General features: G+C 69.4%; 14 protein-coding genes and 2 pseudogenes. 6 read left to right on the top strand and 10 right to left on the bottom strand.

The window, feature by feature from the left end:
• Nucleotides 1-196 precede the first annotated feature (196 nt).
• Nucleotides 197-901 carry an HdeD family acid-resistance protein gene (locus BY998_RS19375; protein WP_110353309.1) on the top strand — a complete coding sequence of 235 codons (705 nt, stop codon included), beginning with the start codon at nucleotides 197-199 and terminating at the stop codon, nucleotides 899-901.
• 35 nt (nucleotides 902-936) lie between these two features.
• On the opposite strand, the gene BY998_RS19370 is transcribed toward BY998_RS19375, so the two are convergent.
• From BY998_RS19370 to BY998_RS19330, 9 genes are all read right to left on the bottom strand, one after another.
• Nucleotides 937-1,842 carry a transporter gene (locus BY998_RS19370; RefSeq protein WP_245421658.1) on the bottom strand — a complete coding sequence of 302 codons (906 nt, stop codon included), beginning with the start codon at nucleotides 1,840-1,842 and terminating at the stop codon, nucleotides 937-939.
• A 454-nt stretch (nucleotides 1,843-2,296) separates the two neighbouring features.
• Nucleotides 2,297-3,127, bottom strand: coding sequence for a 3-keto-5-aminohexanoate cleavage protein (locus BY998_RS19365; protein ID WP_110353307.1), 831 nt, complete (start codon nucleotides 3,125-3,127; stop codon nucleotides 2,297-2,299).
• A gap of 26 nt (nucleotides 3,128-3,153) precedes the next feature.
• Complete coding sequence (locus BY998_RS19360; RefSeq protein WP_110353305.1) at nucleotides 3,154-4,515, bottom strand: sigma-54 dependent transcriptional regulator; 1,362 nt, start codon at nucleotides 4,513-4,515, stop codon at nucleotides 3,154-3,156.
• Complete coding sequence (locus tag BY998_RS19355; RefSeq protein ID WP_110353304.1) at nucleotides 4,505-6,358, bottom strand: ATP-binding protein; 1,854 nt, start codon at nucleotides 6,356-6,358, stop codon at nucleotides 4,505-4,507. Before BY998_RS19355 ends, BY998_RS19360 begins: the two co-directional genes overlap by 11 nt.
• Nucleotides 6,359-6,608: 250 nt before the next feature.
• A complete protein-coding gene (locus BY998_RS19350; protein WP_110353302.1) occupies nucleotides 6,609-7,490 on the bottom strand; it encodes an ABC transporter ATP-binding protein in 882 nt (293 codons plus the stop codon).
• Nucleotides 7,491-7,498: 8 nt separating this feature from the next.
• Nucleotides 7,499-8,320, bottom strand: coding sequence for an ABC transporter permease (locus BY998_RS19345; RefSeq protein WP_110353300.1), 822 nt, complete (start codon nucleotides 8,318-8,320; stop codon nucleotides 7,499-7,501).
• Between the two features lie 13 nt (nucleotides 8,321-8,333).
• A complete protein-coding gene (locus tag BY998_RS19340) occupies nucleotides 8,334-9,314 on the bottom strand; it encodes an ABC transporter substrate-binding protein (RefSeq protein ID WP_110353299.1) in 981 nt (326 codons plus the stop codon).
• A gap of 254 nt (nucleotides 9,315-9,568) precedes the next feature.
• Nucleotides 9,569-10,297: a septum site-determining protein MinC gene (gene minC / locus BY998_RS19335; protein WP_110353297.1), complete on the bottom strand. Its 729-nt coding sequence runs from the start codon at nucleotides 10,295-10,297 to the stop codon at nucleotides 9,569-9,571.
• Nucleotides 10,298-10,403: 106 nt separating this feature from the next.
• A complete protein-coding gene (locus BY998_RS19330) occupies nucleotides 10,404-11,699 on the bottom strand; it encodes a DUF2254 domain-containing protein (RefSeq protein ID WP_110353295.1) in 1,296 nt (431 codons plus the stop codon).
• 355 nt (nucleotides 11,700-12,054) lie between these two features.
• Here BY998_RS19330 and typA point away from each other — a divergent pair, with 355 nt between their 5' ends.
• Entirely contained in the window at nucleotides 12,055-13,881 is a 1,827-nt protein-coding gene (typA, locus tag BY998_RS19325; protein ID WP_110353293.1) for a translational GTPase TypA, read from the top strand.
• A gap of 308 nt (nucleotides 13,882-14,189) precedes the next feature.
• Here typA and BY998_RS19320 read toward each other — a convergent pair.
• Nucleotides 14,190-14,493: pseudogene (locus BY998_RS19320) on the bottom strand (chemotaxis protein); the annotation flags it as partial.
• Between the two features lie 321 nt (nucleotides 14,494-14,814).
• On the opposite strand from BY998_RS19320, the gene minC (BY998_RS19315) reads away from it, so the two are divergent.
• The 4 genes and pseudogenes from minC (BY998_RS19315) to BY998_RS24845 all read left to right on the top strand — a co-directional run.
• Nucleotides 14,815-15,453, top strand: coding sequence for a septum site-determining protein MinC (gene minC / locus BY998_RS19315; RefSeq protein ID WP_245421661.1), 639 nt, complete (start codon nucleotides 14,815-14,817; stop codon nucleotides 15,451-15,453).
• Between the two features lie 12 nt (nucleotides 15,454-15,465).
• The gene (gene minD / locus BY998_RS19310; protein ID WP_110353290.1) at nucleotides 15,466-16,281 is read left to right on the top strand and encodes a septum site-determining protein MinD; all 816 of its coding nucleotides are present in this window, start codon (nucleotides 15,466-15,468) and stop codon (nucleotides 16,279-16,281) included.
• Nucleotides 16,278-16,559, top strand: coding sequence for a cell division topological specificity factor MinE (minE, locus tag BY998_RS19305; RefSeq protein ID WP_110353289.1), 282 nt, complete (start codon nucleotides 16,278-16,280; stop codon nucleotides 16,557-16,559). The genes minD and minE overlap by 4 nt, the downstream gene beginning before the upstream one ends.
• Before the next feature lie 1,223 nt (nucleotides 16,560-17,782).
• Nucleotides 17,783-17,929: pseudogene (locus tag BY998_RS24845) on the top strand (porin); the annotation flags it as partial.

The raw sequence follows: 17,929 nt of genomic DNA, 5'->3' as shown, positions 1-17,929 counted from the left end.
CGCCCGTCGAGGAACCGAGCGGGCGCGGCTCGCTCTCACGCAACCTCTTCGCCGGGAAAGCAACTCAACGTCGGGCTGGACGGAACGCAGGACACGACCCGGCGTTGCGCCATGGTACCGGAGAAGCGTCCCGCGCCGGCCGGTTCCCGCAGCGCCGACCGGCCGATTTCGCCGGTCGATCTCGAAGGAGTGGAAGATGGTGGGTTCATCCGACACGTCCGGGGCCACACCTCCCTCCGGCCCATCTGCCTCCGGCCCATCTGCCTCCGGCCCATCTCCCTCCGCCCCCCGGCCCACCGGGCCGGCCCATCTCGACGCGATGAACGCGGTGCTCGCCCGCAACTGGTGGCTCGTGGCCCTGCGCGGCGTGCTCGCCATCCTGTTCGGCCTCGCGGCCTTCCTGGCGCCCGCCGCCTTCGTGCTCTCGCTGGTGCTGTTCTTCTCGGCCTACATGCTGGTCGACGGCCTGTTCGGCATCGGCGCGGCGATCCGGGCGGCGCAGCGGCACGAGCGCTGGGGCTTCCTGCTGCTCGAAGGGCTGCTCGACATCGTCGTCGGCGTGGCGGCCTTCCTCGTGCCGGCGGCGGCGGTCTGGGCCTTCGTGCTCCTCGTCGCGGCCTGGGCCCTGCTCTCGGGCGGGCTGATGATCGCGGCGGCCTTCCGCCTCCACCCGCATTACGGCCGCTGGTGGCTCGGCCTCGGCGGGGTGATCTCGGTGTTGTTCGGGATCGCGCTGGTCATCAATCCCGGCATGTCGGCGCTGGTGCTGACATGGTGGCTCGGCGCCTACGCGGTGGCCTTCGGCGTGATGCTGCTGATCCTCGGCTTCCGCCTGCGCTCCCATCACACGGCGCAGGCGCAGCCGCTCCCGGGGAGCGACCACGCCCGAACCTCGGGCTGAACGCTGCCCGGCCCGCCTGAGGCGGGCCGGCTCCGTCACTCGCGGGCGACCCCCGGCCCCGCGGCGCTGTTGCGCCGGACCGTGACCCGATTCGGAACCTGATCGGGCTTCTTCTCCGGGCGCCAGAGCGGCACGAGGAAGCGCATCCAGGCGCGCGTCTCCTCGCCGCCGAGATTCCGCTGGGCGATGTCGCGGGTGAGCATGGTCTGAACGGTGAACGTGTCGAACGCGTAGGAAACGAGGCCGCCCATCGCGAACTGTCCCACGGGGCGATAGCCCGGCCGGTTGGTCGGCAGGTCGGTCGAGCCGAAGGCCACGGCACCGACCGCCCACTTGCCGATCCGCTTGGTCGCGGTCAGGTCGAGGTTCATGTAGTCGGAATAGTGCACGTTGGTCGGCGAATTCTCCGCCAGCATCGTACCGTAGTGGAGGTTGGCCGTGACGTTCCAGCCGTCGCCGACGTAGCTGATCGCGAAGCGCTGGGCGATCGAGGCCGACCGGAGCGCCAGGAGCGTGTCACTGGGCCAGAAACCGCCGAGGAAGTAGCTGACGCCGAGGTTGTCGTTGATCTTCCAGGCGATCTGGGCCGTCGTCAGGGGCTGGAACAGACCCGCCTGCCAGGGTCCGCCCTGCGGGCTCTGCGCGTTGAACGGAAACGACTGAAGGAAGCGCAGCTGCCCGCCCAGCACCTTCCAGGGGGTCGCCCAGAGGAAGACGACGAGATTGTTGTTGCCCTGATTGTCCCGCGGCCGCGTGCTGCGCTCGGCAAAGCTCGTCGTGATCGCCATCTGCACGCCTTCCGGGACCTGCCAGCCCGTCGGCAGACCGATGGTGATACCGGGAAGGGCAGCGGAACGAGCCAGGGCCGTGCCGGGCATCACGGCCAGGCACGCGAAGGTGGTGGCCAGCGCGGCGCGGCGCGCGTTCTGTCCAGATTTCAAGTCGGTTCCCCCGAGATATCGCGCCTGGGCCGCCGTCCTCGGCCGGGCACGCTTGGCTTTCGCGCCTCTTTCTTGGCGAGACGGATGGGAGGGGACCAGCCGAGCCGAGGCTCATCAATTGATAGATTACAAGACTTGTTACGATTTTAATGCAAAAACAACAGAATAAAAATATCTGCAAATCTTCGATAATCGAGGGATTAAAATCTTTCCTCAGCCCGATGCAGGCAAGAACCCGGTAAGGGCATTCCGCGCTGAAGTGAATGCCGCCTCGATAGAAAGCAGAGTGCCGCGAGCCGGCCCCAGGCCGGGCGGAACGGAAGCCGGGCGCCGCCCAGTCAGCGTAAGGGCCGATCGCCGATCGGCCGGAGGGGCGTGATCCTGTCGGACTCGGCCGACGGCGGCACCGCGGGCGTGTCGGCCGGTGCGGGCCGCCGAGACGGCCCGGAACCGGTCAGGCCATCATCGCCCGCGCCGCGTCGGCGTCGGCGAGCGGACGGCCGAGGAGGCGGGCGCCCTCCGCGGCGCGGCGGATCTGGGCGGCGTTGTTCTCCGCCGGGCGCCCGTCGGGGCTCAACAGGTTGTTCTCGAAGCCGACCCGGACATGACCGCCCAGGGCCGCCGCGGCCAGGGCGCAGGCATTCTCCCGCGGGCCGAAGGCGCAGATCGACCAGAGCGGCAGTTCCTCCCCGGCCACCGCGAGGAAGGGCAGCAGGTCGGCCGGCCGCGAGACTTGCCCGGGGGTGTAGCGGCCGAGCACGAACAGGGGAAAATCCCCGCCCTCCCCGAGCACGCCGCGCGCCTTCAGCTCCACGTAGCGGGTCACCTCGGCCGGCTCGTAGAGGATGACCTGGAGGAGGACGCGCTCGCGCCGCGCCCAGGCGAAGAAATCGGCCGCCGCGGGTTCGGCGGCCGCGTCGGGCACGATCTCGCGCAGCGCCAGCGAGACCGCTTCGGGCCGCACCGCGCGCACCACCGCGATCTGCTCCGGGGCGGCGTAGCGCCCCGCGGCCTCCGAGGTGATCTGCACCACGAGGCGGTCGCCCATCTCGGCGCGGATCGCCCGGGTGGCGGCGCGGTAGGCCTCCGCGTCGAGGAGGTGTCGGCCTTCCCCGTCGCGGACATGGATATGGATCAGCGCCGCGCCGGCCTCCGCGATCTCCGCGGCGGTGCGGGCGAGTTCGGCGGCCGTCATCGGCAGGGCCGGATGATCGGCTTGCGTGCGGCTCGCGCCGTTGGGCGCGTTGGCGAGGATGAGGGGTGGCCAGCCGGCGTCGTGCGTCACGGGTCAGGTCTCTCGATGGAAAAGGGTCAGTCGCCCGCGCTCAGTCCGAGCCGGCGCATGCGGTCGGAGAGCGTCTTGCGCGGCAGGCCGAGCGCCCGGGCGGCCTCGGCGATGCTCTGGCCGGAGGCCTTGAGCGCATCCTCGATGACGAGGCGCTCCACCCGGTCGAGCAGGGCGTCGAGGCCCGGTGCTTGCCCGGCGCCGCCGGCCAGATCCGGGCTGAGGAAGCCGAGCATGAAGCGCTCGGCGGCGTTCTTCAGTTCACGCACGTTGCCCGGCCAGTCGGCAAGCATCAGCGTGCGGCGCAAGGAGGGCGGCACCTCGATCACCGGGCGCTGATACTTCACCGCCGCCTGGACGAGGAAGAGCTCGAACAGCAGCGGGATGTCCTCGCGCCGCTCGCGCAAGGGAGGCAGGGTCAGCGTCACGACGTTGAGGCGGAAGAACAGGTCGCGGCGGAAGCGGCCGGCCTCCGAGAGCGCGCCGAGATCCTCCTTGGTGGCGGCCACCACCCGCAGATCCACGGGCACGCTCGTGTTCGAACCCAGCCGCTCGACGCGCCGGTCCTGCAGCACCCGCAGCAGCTTCACTTGGAGAGCCAGCGGCATGCTCTCGACCTCGTCGAGGAACAGGGTGCCGCCGCTGGCATGCTCGACCTTGCCGATGCGCCGCTTGCCGGCTCCCGTGAAGGCGCCGGCCTCGTGGCCGAACATCTCGCTCTCGAACATGCTCTCGGGGATGGCGCCGCAATTGATCGCCACGAACGGCTTGGCTGCCCGTGCACCCCCCTCGTGCAGGGCGCGGGCGACCTGCTCCTTGCCCGCCCCGGTCTCGCCGAGCACCAGCACGTCGGCGGCGGCGAAGGCCAGCGAGGCGACGTCGTCGCGCAGGCGGCGCATGGCCGGCGACTGCCCGACGAGGCAGCGCTCCACCGCGCTGCCCCGCGCGTCGTCCCGGTCGAGGGCCATGCGCAGGCGGCGGTTCTCGGTCACCAGCGCGCGCTTCTCCAGGGCGCGCCGGACCACCTCGACGAAGGCATCGTTGACGAAGGGCTTCTCGATGAAGTGGTAGGCGCCCTCGCGCATGGCGGCGACCGCCATGGCGATGTCGCCGTGGCCGGTGACGAGCACCACCGGCAATTCGGGGTCGCGGCGGCGGATGTCGGCGAGCAGCTCGAGCCCGTCCTGACCCGGCAGGCGCACGTCGCTGACCACCACGCCGGGGAAGTCGCGGCCGATGGCCGGCAGCGCCGCCTCGGCGCTGGCATAGGCCTCGACCGAGAATCCGGCGAGCTGGAGGGTCTGCTCCATGGAGAGGCGGACCATCTCCTCGTCGTCGATCAGCACGATCCGCGGTCGCGGCAACGCCTCCGAACGGTCAGGAAACATGCCGCATCCTCTCTCGGGGCGAGGTCCGGGCCGGATCCTCGGCCGCCTCCAGCACGAGGTCGAAGGCGAGGCCGCCGCCGGCGATCGGGCGGGGCCGCAGCGTGGCGCCGAACTCGCGGGCGATGGCGAGCGAGATCGGCAGGCCGAGGCCGAGCCCCTCCCCCGCGGGCTTCGTGGTGAAGAACGGATCGAAGATGCGCGTCAACGCGGCCCCGTCGAGTCCCGGCCCGTTATCCTCGACGCTGAGCACGACATGCCCCTCCCCTGCCCAGGCCCGCACGGCGACATGGGCGCCGGCCCGGCCCTTCACCGCGTCGAGGGCGTTGCCGACGAGGTTGACCAGCACCTGCGACAGGCGGATCGGCTCGAACCCGACCCATTGCGCGGCCGGATCGAGATCGGTCGTCACCTGCGCGGCCGAGGCGCGGATGCGGGGCGCGAGGATCGCGAGGCTCTCCGCGACCGCCGCCGCCACATCCACCGCGACCCGCTCGGTGCCCGAGCGACGGGAGAAGCTGCGCAACTGCCCCGTGATCTTGCCGAGCCGGTCCACCAGGGAGACGATGCGGTCGAGATTGGCCGCGGCCTCCTCCTCGCGGCCCTGATGCAGGAAGGCGCGGGCATTGTCGGCCAGCCCCCGCATGGCGGCGAGCGGCTGGTTCAGCTCGTGGGTGATGCCCGCCGCCATCTGCCCCAGCGTGGCCATCTTGGCCGCCTGGACCAGCTCGCCCTGCGCCGCGCGCAGGTCGTTCTCCGCGCGGGCCCGTACCGCGATCTCGTCCGCAAGCCGGCCGTTGGCCGCGCTGAGATCGACGGTGCGCGCCTTCACCTTGGCCTCCAGCTCCCGCTGCGCCGCACGGTTCTCCCGCACCCGCCGCAGGTGCTGGCGCCCGTAGAGCCCGATCAGGCCGAGCACGATCAGCGCAAGGCTCGCCCCGGCCCGGGCGCTGCGCCCGGCGATCGCCACCGGCGCGGCATCGGCGAAGAGCAGCAGCGTCCAGCCATGGTCCGGCAGCGCCCGCTCCTCGAACAGCCCGCGATTGTGCGGCGACGCCTCGGAGCGCTCGACCAGGGGCACGCCGCCGACATCCTCCACCCGGCCGAGATCGATCGGCGGCGCCCTTTCGCGGCCGTACTGGCGCGTGCGCTCCATGCCCTCCCGAGCGGCGGCGTCGAGGGGCTTGGTCGCGCGGAACTTCAGGGCGGGGTCGGAGGCGAGGAAGACGATGCCGTTGGCGTCGGCCACCAGCACGCGGTCGCTTCCCTCCCGCCAGACGGTCTCCAGGGGATCGAGGTCGATCTTCGTGGCCATCACGCCGCGCACCGCGCCGTCGATGACGATGGGCGCGCTGATGAAGTAGCCCGGCACGCCGGTCAGGGTGCCGACGGCGTAGAAGCGCCCGGTGCGTCCGGCGAGACCTTCGGTGAAATACGGCCGGTAGCTGAAATCCTGGCCGACATAGCTCTGGGGCGTGTCCCAGTTGGAGGCCGCGAGGGTGAGCCCGGAGGGCAGCAGCAGGTAGACGACGCCCGCCCCGGCCGCGCCGGTGAGCCGCTTCAGATAATCGTTGACGACCGCCACCTGCGCCGGATCGTCGGGGGCGGCGATCAGGGCGCGGACCCGCGGGTCGAGGGCCGCCGCCGCCGGCAGGAAGCCGAAGCGCTCGATGGCGCCTTCCAGGCTCTGGGCGTAGATCTCGGCCCGCTGCCTTGCATCGCCGGCCAGACTCAGGCCGACGCGGGTCTCCGCCACATCCCCCGCCTTGAGCACGACGAGAAGGGCCGCCACCGCCAGGGCGGCGAGGATGAGGGCGCGCGCGGCCGCGGCGAGGGAGACGGGCATTGTTTTTATCTAGCAGACGAGGCTGCGGTCACCGTCATCCTCGTGCGCGAACGATGGTCGGGGAAGTGGTCGGGGAAGTCAGCCTTGCGTCCTTGCGGCGTCGCGAGGCCGAACGGCTTCGGCTCCGCCGCGCCATGACGGTGCGGCTCTTGCCTCTCCGTCATGGAGGGCGCCGGCGACGCGATCCAGCACCGCGACCCGCGTCGATCGCGGGCCGCGGCCGCCGAAAGCTCCGGCGGCCGTGCCGCCGTCAATCGGTCGTCAGCCCCTTCATCTCCACTTCCTCGAAGCGGTGCTGCTCGGCGGTGACGAGGGCGGAGAGGTCGCGCTTCAGGGCGTTGAAGGCGGCCGAGGCGCTGTCGCGCGGGCGCGGAAGGTCCACCCGCAGGTCGCGCTTGATCGTGCCCGGGCGGTAGGTCAGCACCACGATGCGGTCGGCCAGATAGATCGATTCCTCGATCGAGTGGGTGACGAATACGATGGTCTTGCCCGTGGCCGCCCAGATCCGCAGCAGCTCGTCCTGGAGCGAGCGGCGGGTCAGGGCGTCGAGCGCGCCGAAGGGCTCGTCCATCAGCATGACCGGGCTGTCGAGAGCCAGCACGCGGGCGATCGCCACGCGCTGGCGCATGCCGCCGGACAGGTCCTTGGGGAAGCGGTCGCGGAACTCGGCGAGCTTGAGCATGTCGAGAAGCTCGGCCACCCGCGCCTCGATGGCCGCGCGGGCCATCCCCTTGATCTCCAGACCGAAGGCGATGTTTTGCGCGACCGTCATCCAGGGGAACAGCGCATATTCCTGGAACACCATGCCCCGGTCGGGACCCGGCTCGATCACCTTGCGGCCCTCGACGACGATGCCGCCGCGGGTGGGGTGGGAGAAGCCCGCGATGGCGTTGAGCAGCGTCGACTTCCCGCAGCCTGAAGGCCCGAGCAGGCAGACGAACTCGCCCTGGTTGATGGTCAGGTCGATGTCCTTGAGGGCGACGACCTCGCCGCCCGGGACGGGGAAGACCTTGTCGACGCCCGTGACCACGATGTGCGGCGTGGCGTGGGACGAGGCGGCGGAGGGCAGCGACGCGTGGACGGGCACGGCGTCCTGGGTGACGGCTTCGAGGGGATGAGGTTGCACGGACATGGGATGCCTCACGATTCCAGGCCGCGATGCCAGCGGAGCAGGTGGTTGTTCAGGCGGCTGACGCCCATGTCGATGAGCAGGCCCAGCGCACCGATGGTCAGCATTCCGGCGATGATCTTGTCGGACCAGAAGTATTCACGCGCCTCCAGGATGCGGAAGCCGAGACCGTTGTTGACCGCGATCATCTCGGCCACGATCACCACGATGAAGGCGGTGCCGATGCCGATGCGCGCGCCCGAGAGGATGTAGGGGGTGGCCGCCGGCAGGATCACCCGCCGGAAGATCGTCATGCGGCTGGCGCCCAGGCTGCGGGCGGCGCGGATATAGATGCCGTCCACGTGGCGCACGCCGGCGATGGTGTTCATCAGGACTGGGAAGAAGGCGCCGATGGCGATGAGGAAGACGGCGGGCGCGTTGCCCAGGCCGAACCACAGGATCGAGAGCGGGATGTAGGCGATCGGCGGGATCGGGCGCAGCACCTGCATCAACGGGTTGATGTGGCGGTAGATCAGGTCGCTCGAGCCCATGAACAGGCCGAGCGGCAGGGCGAGCCCGGCGCCGACGGCGAAGCCGACGACGACCCGATAGAGCGAGGCCACCGAGTCGTGCAGCATCTCGCCGGAGAAGAGCCAGAGGAACCACGAGCCGTGCGCCGGATCGTAGGCTTCGAGCGGGGCGAGATAGGCCCACCAGCGCGCCGCGACGGCGGCGGGCGAGGGCAGGACCAGCGGGTTCACGAGCCCCGCGGTGCAGGCGAGCTGCCAGATCACCAGGGCGGCGACGGGGACGGCGAGGCCTTCGGCCAGCGCCTTCAGGCGAAGGGAGTGCATGGCGTCGGGCTCCTCAGTTCGTGCCGGCGGCGGCTTTGGCCGCGTCGAGCAGGTCGAGCTTCACCCAATCGACGGCCTTGGCGGGCACCGACATCTTGCCGATGCCGTGCTGGGCCATCACGTCGGTGGTCTTCTGGATGTGGTCGGCGCTCATCTCGATCGTGTAGGGCGAGTTGGCGAGCGCCTCCTGGAATTCGGGACCGGTGAGCTGGCCCTTGAACACGTCCTGCGTGACGAACTTCTCGGCCGTCTTCGGGTCGTCCATGAAGGTCTTCTGCGCCTTGACGAAGCAGGCCATGAACTTGGCCGCGACCGGCGACTTCTCCTTGTAGAACTTCTCCGTCATCACCAGCGTGCGGATCGGCGAGCCGACCGGGGTGTCGTAGGGCTTGAGGATCTCGACGCCGAAGCCGCGGGCGATGGCCTGGGCCGATTGCGGCTCGGTCTGCATGATGGCGTCGACCTGCTTCTGCAGCAGCGCCTGGTTGAGGTCCGGGTAGCCGAGATAGATCAGGTTGACGTCGCGGGCCTTGAGGCCGTGCTTGGCCATCTCGGCGGCGAGCAGCACCTCCTGGATCGAGCCGCGGGTGACGCCGACCTTCTTGCCCTTGAGGTCGGCCGCCGACTTGATGCCGGATTCCGCCGTCGCCAGCAGGCGGGCGCCGCCCTTGGCGAAGCCGCCGACGATGTAGACCTGGGCGCCGTTGCCGCGGGCCGAGATCGCGGCCTCCGAGGCGGTGGCGCCGACATCGAGTTCGCCCGCCAGCATCGCCTGCATGATGTCCGGCCCCTTGGCGAAGATCTTGAGATCGACGCTGATGCCGCAATCCTTGGCGATCTCCTTGACGTAGGAGACGCCGGCGAAGTGCGCGAGCTTCAGGTTGCCCAGCCGCACCACCTCCTGCGCGGAGAGCGGGTTCGGCGCGAGCAGGAACGCGGCGGTGGCCGTGAGCGCGGCCAGACGAAGACGCGTGGAGCGGAGGCGTTCGAGCAAGGTGCTTCTCCCTGAGGTGCCGGCTCTGCGGCCGGTCGATGTGACCCCTCCCTCATTGCAGAGCGCATGCCAGCCATGCGGAAGGCGCAAAGTTTCCTGCAATTTACTGCAGATAAAGGCATTTCCGGCAAAATCGGCCCGGCGCCCGCCGCGAGGGGCGGCGGTTTCCCGCCAGGGGCCGGGATGAGGCGGCGGATTTCCGCCGCCGTGGCCGGTGCTTTCGGGATGCAGACGCGTCGGCGCCTGGGGCGCGCTCAGTCGAGCGGCAGCAGGACGATGGCGTCGCCTTCGAGCCGAGCCTGAACCGACTGGCCGCGGCGGGTGGCGCCGAGATCGTCGGCGGTCTTGTAAAGACCGTCGATGGCGATGAGTTCCGGCTCGAACTTGCGCGCGAGGATGCGCGCGCCGGGATCGCCCACGGCGCCCGCGATGGCCCGGCCGCGCAGGGCGCCGTAGACGTGAATCGAGCCGCCCGCGATCACCTCCGCACCGGAGGCCACCGAGCCCAAAACGGTCACGTCCCCGTCGAGGTGCTGGATCACCTGTCCCGAGCGCACGGGCGCGTCGAGCACGAAGGAGCGCGGCCGGGACGGGGACGGCGGGACCACCAGCGCCGTGCCGGCGGGGATCTCGGCGGCCCCCGCCGGCACGGCGCCGGGCTCGGGCGGCGCGATGTCGTCCACCGGCTTGCCGCCCACCAGCGGCGGCGGGAAGCCGGGCCCGAGCGAGGTCGGGCCGATCCCCTCGATGCCGAGGATGGTGATGGAGCGCCGGTTCAGCTCCTCGCAGAGATAGGTGAGGTCCGACCGCTCGAAGCGCAGGCCCGTCACGTCGAGAATGATCGCCCGCACCGAGAAGAAGGCGGGCGCCCGCTGCTTGAGGGCGTCGAGTTCGGCAAGCCACTGATCGACCGGCGGCACCGGCGCCAGCACCATCGCCAGGAAGGAGCGGCCGCGAAAGCGGATCGGGGGACGGTCGGTCACGGGCGGCGTCGCAGCGTGTGGATCATGCCGGACAGCTTATGGCAGATCGCGGGCCGCGCCGCGCGGGGGTGCGGCGTCCTCAACAGCAAAGGCGCCCGCGCGCCCGTCAACCCGCCGGCGCGGGCGACGCATCGCCGGCCTCGAGCGCGCGGACCAGCGCGTGCAGGCGCCGCCGGTCGGCGTCGAGCGGGAGCGCAGCCTCGGCCCGCTCCAGGGCCAGCCGGGACTGGTACCGGGCGGCCGACGCGAGGGCTTCGTCACCCATCCGCCCGAGAGCCGACAGTCCCTTCTGGATGTGCAGCTGCACCTCGATCAACCCGGCCCCGTCGCGGGCCATCAGCATGAAGGCGTCCTCGATAAGGTCGGCGGTGTCGAGCGGCGGGACGTGGACGCGCGGATATTTCGGTCCCTCGCTCTCGGCGCCCTCCCCTTCCGCGTCGCCGCCGCGGGCCCAGAGGCAGAGCAGGCGGGTCGCGCGGCCGATGACGTCGATCGCGGTGCCCGAATCGTTCGTCGCCGGGGAGAGGGCGCGCGATCCGATCTCGCTCATCACGGCGACGCCGAAGCGCGGATCCTGATCGAAGGAGCGCTCCTCGCCGATCAAGAACACGGCCTCGACGGCGCCGCGCAGGGCGTCGGCCCTCTCGCGATCCGCCGCTCCGCCCCTCACCCGCAGCCGTGCCAACGGCGTGTGCGGGTAGACGAAGGTTCCGGGCACCGCCGTGACGAAGACCTCCGCATCCCGCTTCTCACAGAGGGCGGACAGGGCCGGCACGTCGATATGCTGGACGTAGCCGATCCGGTCGGTCGTCACGAAGAGCGCGTCGGGCGGAATCGCCTGCCGGTCCCGCAGGGCCGTGCCGCCGAGATAGGGCTCCCGCAGCCGCGCGCGGATCGCCTCCCGGGCCGCCGCCTCGACCCGGTCTGTCGTCTGCCCGACGCGTCCGAGGCGGGTCAGGTGATCGATCCAGCGCAGCAGCGCGATCACGATCAGGCCGATGACGGCGATCGTCACCACGAACAGGATCGAGCGGCCCTGCTCGCCGTAGGCGCCGGTCTTCGAGACGACGAGGCCGACGATGCTGAACAGAAAGGAGCCGAGGAAGGTCGAGAGGACGGTCTGGGTCAGCCGGTCCTCGATCAGCAGCTTCGTGGCGCGGGGCGTGACGTTGCTCGTGGCCGATCCGTAGGCGGAGACCATCACGTTCAGCGAGAAGGTGGTGACGGTCAGCATGCTCGACGCGATCACGGTGAGAATGCTGTCGAGGGCATCCGCGCTGATCGTGCCGGGAATCGTCCAGGGCAGATGGGTGTCGACCACGGCGGCGAGGATTGCGGCCAGGATGCCCAGGAGACCGATCAGCGTGGCCCGCACCCAGAGCCGCCGCGTCAGCTGCGCCATCAACCATCGCCAGCGAGGCATGTTCGGACCCCTTCCCTCGACCGCCACGGCGGCGCCGATCCGTCCCGGGAGAGGCCGGCCCATGGTGGACCCGCCCCCCGGTGACGCTCCGGCCATAGTCGGTGGGCCCCGGCGAGGCGAGCAGCCGACGGCCGTTCCCCGGGAAAAACCGCGCGGCGGCATGGCTGCCCCGCCCGGGCGCGGCGCAGCCCGCACTTGCCGGATCGGGCGACACCTTATATTGCGACGCGATACCGCCCGAATCCGTACCCTGGCGTCACGACCGTCGAAACACGGCCCGCGACACGGCGCTTTATGGCCGGGCTCCAAGTTTCCGAACGGCTCGAGATCTCCGATGAAGCTGCGCAACATCGCCATCATCGCCCACGTCGACCACGGCAAGACGACGCTGGTCGACAAGCTGCTTCAGCAGTCCGGCACCTTCCGCGAAAACCAGCGGGTCGAGGAGCGGGCGATGGACTCCAACGACCTGGAGAAGGAGCGCGGCATCACGATTCTCGCCAAGGCGACATCGGTCGTGTGGCAGGATACCCGCGTCAACATCGTCGACACCCCCGGCCACGCCGATTTCGGCGGCGAGGTCGAGCGCATCCTCTCGATGGTCGATGGCGTGATCGTGCTGGTCGACGCCGCCGAGGGCCCGATGCCGCAGACCAAGTTCGTGGTCGGCAAGGCGCTCAAGATCGGCCTTCGCCCGATCGTCGCGATCAACAAGGTCGATCGCCCGGACGCGCGCATCAACGAGGTCGTGAACGAGGTGTTCGACCTGTTCGCGGCGCTCGACGCCACCGACGAGCAGCTCGATTTCCCGATCCTCTACGGCTCGGGCCGCAACGGCTGGATGGCCGATTCGCCCGACGCCTCGCCGGATGTCGGCCTCGCGCCGCTGTTCGACCTCGTGCTCAAGCACGTGCCGCAGGCCCGGGTCGAGGAGGGTCCGTTCCGGATGCTCGGCACGCTGCTCGAAGCCAACCCCTTCCTCGGCCGCATCATCACCGGGCGCATCGCCTCCGGCACGGTGAAGCCGAACCAGTCGATCAAAGTTCTGGACCGCACCGGCAAGGTCGTTGAGACCGGCCGCGTCTCGAAGATCCTGGCCTTCCGCGGCCTTGAGCGCGCGCCGATCGAGGTGGGTGAGGCGGGCGACATCGTCTCCATCGCCGGGCTCGTGAAGGGCACGGTGGCCGACACCTTCTGCGACCCGCAGGTCGAGACCCCGATCCAGGCCCAGCCGATCGATCCGCCGACCGTCACCATGTCCTTCATCGTCAACGATTCGCCGCTCGCCGGCACCGAGGGCGACAAGGTCACGAGCCGCATGATCCGCGACCGCCTGTTCAAGGAGGCCGAGGGCAACGTCACGCTCAAGATCGAGGAAGCCGCCGACAAGGATTCGTTCTACGTCTCCGGCCGCGGCGAGCTGCAGCTCTCGATCCTGATCGAGACCATGCGCCGCGAGGGCTTCGAGGTGGCCGTGTCGCGTCCGCGCGTCGTCCTGGAGAAGGACGAGAACGGCGACGTGCTCGAGCCGGTCGAGGAGGTCGTGATCGACGTCGACGAGGAGTATTCCGGCGTCGTCGTGCAGAAGATGTCCGAGCGCAAGGCCGAGATGATCGAGATGCGGCCCTCGGGCGGCAATCGCCTGCGCCTCGTCTTCCACGCTCCGACCCGCGGCCTCATCGGCTACCAGGGCGAGCTGATGACCGACACCCGCGGCACCGCGATCATGAACCGCCTGTTCAAGGCCTACGAGCCCTTCAAGGGCGAGATCGCCGGCCGCCGCAACGGCGTGCTGATCTCGAACGACAAGGGTGAGGCCGTGGCCTACGCCATGTGGAACCTCGAAGACCGCGGCCCGATGATGATCGAGCCCGGCGCCAAGGTGTATCAGGGCATGATCGTCGGCGAGCACAACCGCGAGAACGACCTCGAGGTGAACGTGCTCAAGGGCAAGAAGCTCACCAACATCCGCACCACCTCGAAGGATGAGGCCGTGCGCCTGACGCCGCCGATCCGGATGACGCTGGAGAAGTCGCTGGCCTGGATTCAGGACGACGAGCTGATGGAAGTCACGCCGAAGTCGATCCGCCTGCGCAAGATCCACCTCGACCCGAACGAGCGCAAGCGCTTCGAGCGCTCGAAGGAAGCCCTGACGGGCTGAGATCTCCTCGCACCTCGATCGGAACGGATAAGGCCCCGATGCGGCGAACGCATCGGGGCCTTTTTCGTGGGATTCCGCTCTCCGAGGAAGGTGTGCGGCTGCCGACAAGACCGATCGACCGAAACCCGAACGGCCTCCCGCCTCGGACGAGTTGCGGCTGATCCGTTCGGCCGCTCTCGTCATTGCGAGGCGAAGCCGTGGCAATCCAGGGCGCGACCTTTCCCGAGAAGCCGCGCGGTGGCGTCGCTTCGCTGACGCTCGCGATTGACGGAAGGGGCCGAACCCGAAGCGTTCGACCGATGCCGGTATCAGGCCGCCCGCTCCGTCTCGAGGAAGTGGCGGACCTGGCCGTCACGTCGCTCGGATGGACGCGACGGCTCGGAGGCGGAGGCCAGAACCTGATTGGCGGCCGCGCCCTGCCCCTCCACCGCGGCGGCGATGGAGCCGGCGAGCCCGTCGATCGCGCGGATGCGCACGGCGATGTCGCCGATGGCCGATACGGCCTGCCCGGTGATGTTCCGGACCGGCCCGATCTGGCTCGAAATCTCGTGGGTCGCCCGGGCCGTGTGGTCGGCGATTTCCTCGACCTCCGCCGCGACCATGCGCGAAGCCGAAGGAGATCGATCCGACGCGCGGCGCACGCCCCGAACAGGGCGATTCGCGGCGATCACAGGATCCCGCGATCCTGGGGGCACAGGCCGGATTAATGAGTGTTTCCGGTCCGCCCTGCGCGCCAAGCCCTTGATCCGACAGGGTTTCGGCAGCAACCCATCGAGCAATGGAAAAATCTTGCCCGGCAATTCTTGCCCGGTCGGCGTAAAAATTAACCCGCCGGTAACCATCCCGGCGGTCAATGGGCGTGTCGGTAAGGAAACGTCAACGCCCGTGACCAGCCCCGCTCCCTCCCGCCCCTCACTGCCCCTGCGAGGCCGCGTGTTCCGCGCCGTCTCGCTCGCGCCCGAGGCTCCGCTCGCCGACTGGCTCGTCCTCCTGGACGGTGCCCTGAAGCGCTCGGGCACGCTGTTCGACGACAAGGCCGTGATCCTCGACGTCACGGGCCTCGCGCCCGCGCCGTCCGAGCTGGAAAGCCTCGTCGCCGAGCTGTCGGCCCGCAAGGTGCGCATCCTCGGCATCGAGGGTGCGCGAGATCCGCTCCCCTCCTCCCTTCCCCCGCGGCTCGTCAACGGACGCCCGGCGGGCGACGCCTTCGAGGCGCCGGCTCACGAGGAAGAGAAGCCGGGCGTGTCCTCCCTCACCATCGAGGGTTCGGTGCGTTCGGGCCAGAGCATCGTCCACCGCGAGGGGGACGTGACCGTGATGGGCTCGGTGTCCTCGGGGGCCGAAATCCTCGCGGGCGGCTCCATCCACGTCTACGGCGCCCTGCGCGGGCGGGCCATCGCGGGCGCCGCCCGCAACCCTCGCGCACGCATCTACTGCCGCAAGTTCGAGCCCGAGCTTCTCGGCATCGACCGCCTCGTCCGCACGGCCGAGGACATGGGCACTCACCTGCGCGGTCAAGCGGTCCAGATCTGGTCCGATGGCGGCGCGATCAAAATTGCAGCCTTGGGTTAAGGGGAAACGAGAATGGCCAAGGTTCTTTGTGTCACGTCCGGCAAGGGCGGCGTCGGCAAGACCACCACGACGGCAGCGCTCGGTGCGGCGCTGGCGCAGGCCGGCGAGAAGGTCTGCGTGGTCGATTTCGACGTCGGCCTGCGCAACCTCGACCTGATCATGGGCGCCGAGCGCCGGGTGGTCTACGACCTGATCAACGTCACCAACGGCGACGCCAAGCTGCCGCAGGCGCTGATCCGCGACAAGCGCCTCGAGAACCTCTCCCTGCTGCCCGCCTCCCAGACCCGCGACAAGGACGCGCTCACCGACGAGGGCGTCGAGCGGGTGATGGGTGAGCTTCGCGAGAAGTTCGACTGGATCGTCTGCGACAGCCCCGCCGGCATCGAGCGCGGCGCCCAGCTCGCCATGCGCCACGCCGACGTGGCGGTGGTCGTGACGAACCCCGAGGTCTCCTCGGTGCGCGACAGCGACCGGATCATCGGGCTCCTCGATTCCAAGACGGTCCGCGCCGAGAAGGGCGACCATATCGAGAAGCACCTGATCCTGACCCGCTTCGACCCCGCCCGCGCCGACCGCGGCGACATGCTCAAGGTCGACGACGTGCTCGAGATCCTCTCGATCCCCCTGCTGGCCATCATCCCGGAGAGCCTCGAAGTCCTGCGCGCCTCGAATGTCGGCTGCCCGGTGACGCTCAACAACCCGCTCTGCGCGCCCTCCCGCGCCTACATCGACGCCGTCCGCCGCCTGAAGGGCGAGACCGTGCCGATGGCGATCCCCTCCGACCGCAAATCCCTGATCAACAAGCTGTTCACACGGAGGGCCGCATGAGCGTTCTGACCTTCCTCAAACCGCGCGGATCGAGTTCCGTCGCCCGGGAGCGCCTGCAGCTCATTCTGGCGCACGAGCGCGCAGAGAACGGCAGGCCCGACCTGATCATCACGCTGCGCGAGGAGATCCTGAACGTGATCGCCAAGCACGTCACGGTCGAGCGCGACAAGGTGCAGATCAAGCTGGAGCGCGGCGCGGGCGTCTCGACGCTGGGTGTCGATATCGAATTCCCGGTCGACACGGCCCTCAAGGCGAAGCCGAAGCGCGCCACCGCCTGAGCGCGGCGCGACGACCCATAAGACCGAGACCGCGGCATCCCGAGCGATGCCGCGGTCTCTTTTTTGCCGCGACGCCTGCGCTCCGCGCCAGGCCGCAGGCACGCTGCCCGGCAGGGCTTCATCGGCCGATCCCGCCTCCGGTTGATCGCCCCGGCTTTCGTCCCGGATCGTCCTTGGGGAGCCTCGGCGACACCATCCGGCGGCGCGACTTCTCGCGATCGTGCGGAGCGCTGACCGAGACCCGCCTCGCCCGGGTGAAAGCAGCCCGACGGCATCGAACCGAAGCCGCGTGAGGCCGCGTTCGAGCGGGAGGAACCGCCCGCGGCGGCGCCCCTGACGGCGTGCGGTTGATGGCCTCGGCTTCCACCTCGGAGCGTCATCGCGCGTGTGCGACGCGATCCAGAGGCGCGACCTCTCCGGATCGTTCGGAGCGCTGGATGGCGTCGGCTTCGCCTCGCCATGACGATCCGGGACGATCGGCCGGTAGCCGTCTCACGTCCCTGGCCGCCCCCTCGATGCGCCGCCTCGATCCGCCGCCTCGATGCGCCGCCTTGGCTTGGCAGCGCGGTTTCGCGCGTCTCCGACAGCACACGCCTGCGCCGTGCCCGTGCTGCACACCCAGAGCTACCAACCTCCCCGGACTTGCCGAGTCTTTGCCGCTGCCATCGAAACACGGCCAAACGCCTCGTTTTTGGGCGTGTTGCTCTATCCTCGTCCATGAAACCGGGCGCACATCCTCCAATACGGTTACCGCGCTTCACCTGCGGTTTCAGGAACGACATTTCCTTTAAGGATCTAACGTTTTCCTTTGGGAAAATTCCTGTGCGCTGATCGGGCGGCGTACGCGAGCTGTGGCTTTGGCGCACAAGCGATACCGCAAAATCCAAGAAAGCCAAATTCAGCGTTGACCCCAACATCGATTCGATGAAATCATTGTAATACAAGAGAGATATGGTCAAAAAAGAAGCAACAGCTCAGGCTTTGACCATGTTGCTAAAGAATCGAACCAGACCCAGGCTTTGCCGACGGTCACTGAAGTTCGATCGAAATAAAGAAATCGGGCATCGGCGGTCGGCTGGCTTCGTGGAAGCGTTCGCCCGTCCGGCGGATCGGGAAAGGCCGCGGTCGCGCTTCACGCGACACAGCAAATCCCAAGATCAGCGAAGTCTTGGTCGCAACCGACACAGCAAGGGGATTGCAGGATGCAACGTGGCGGAGTGGGAATGGATCGGGGATCGGCGAGGCCCGGACGGGCGGCCTGGGCGGCCGGGGCGTTGCTGGCGGCCAGCCTCACCGGGGCGACGGGCGCCCTGGCGCAGCAGCCCTCGCCGGTGGGCCAGTTCAACGATCAGACCCAGCCCCGCACCGAT

This window comes from Methylobacterium sp. B4, from assembly GCF_003201865.1.
Taxonomy (GTDB): Bacteria; Pseudomonadota; Alphaproteobacteria; order Rhizobiales; family Beijerinckiaceae; genus Methylobacterium.
Note: the sequence above shows the minus strand (reverse complement) of the source record. Positions and strands in the feature narration are given on the sequence as shown.

Bases quoted from the DNA above. Each gene is read 5' to 3' on its own strand.
- BY998_RS19360 (WP_110353305.1), bottom strand. From the start codon at position 4,515: ATGTTTCCTGACCGTTCGGAGGCGTTGCCGCGACCGCGGATCGTGCTG.
- BY998_RS19345 (WP_110353300.1), bottom strand. From the start codon at position 8,320: ATGCACTCCCTTCGCCTGAAGGCGCTGGCCGAAGGCCTCGCCGTCCCC.
- minE (WP_110353289.1), top strand. From the start codon at position 16,278: ATGAGCGTTCTGACCTTCCTCAAACCGCGCGGATCGAGTTCCGTCGCC.
- BY998_RS19330 (WP_110353295.1), bottom strand. From the start codon at position 11,699: ATGGCGCAGCTGACGCGGCGGCTCTGGGTGCGGGCCACGCTGATCGGT.
- BY998_RS19375 (WP_110353309.1), top strand. From the start codon at position 197: ATGGTGGGTTCATCCGACACGTCCGGGGCCACACCTCCCTCCGGCCCA.
- BY998_RS19350 (WP_110353302.1), bottom strand. From the start codon at position 7,490: ATGTCCGTGCAACCTCATCCCCTCGAAGCCGTCACCCAGGACGCCGTG.
- typA (WP_110353293.1), top strand. From the start codon at position 12,055: ATGAAGCTGCGCAACATCGCCATCATCGCCCACGTCGACCACGGCAAG.
- minD (WP_110353290.1), top strand. From the start codon at position 15,466: ATGGCCAAGGTTCTTTGTGTCACGTCCGGCAAGGGCGGCGTCGGCAAG.
- BY998_RS19355 (WP_110353304.1), bottom strand. From the start codon at position 6,358: ATGCCCGTCTCCCTCGCCGCGGCCGCGCGCGCCCTCATCCTCGCCGCC.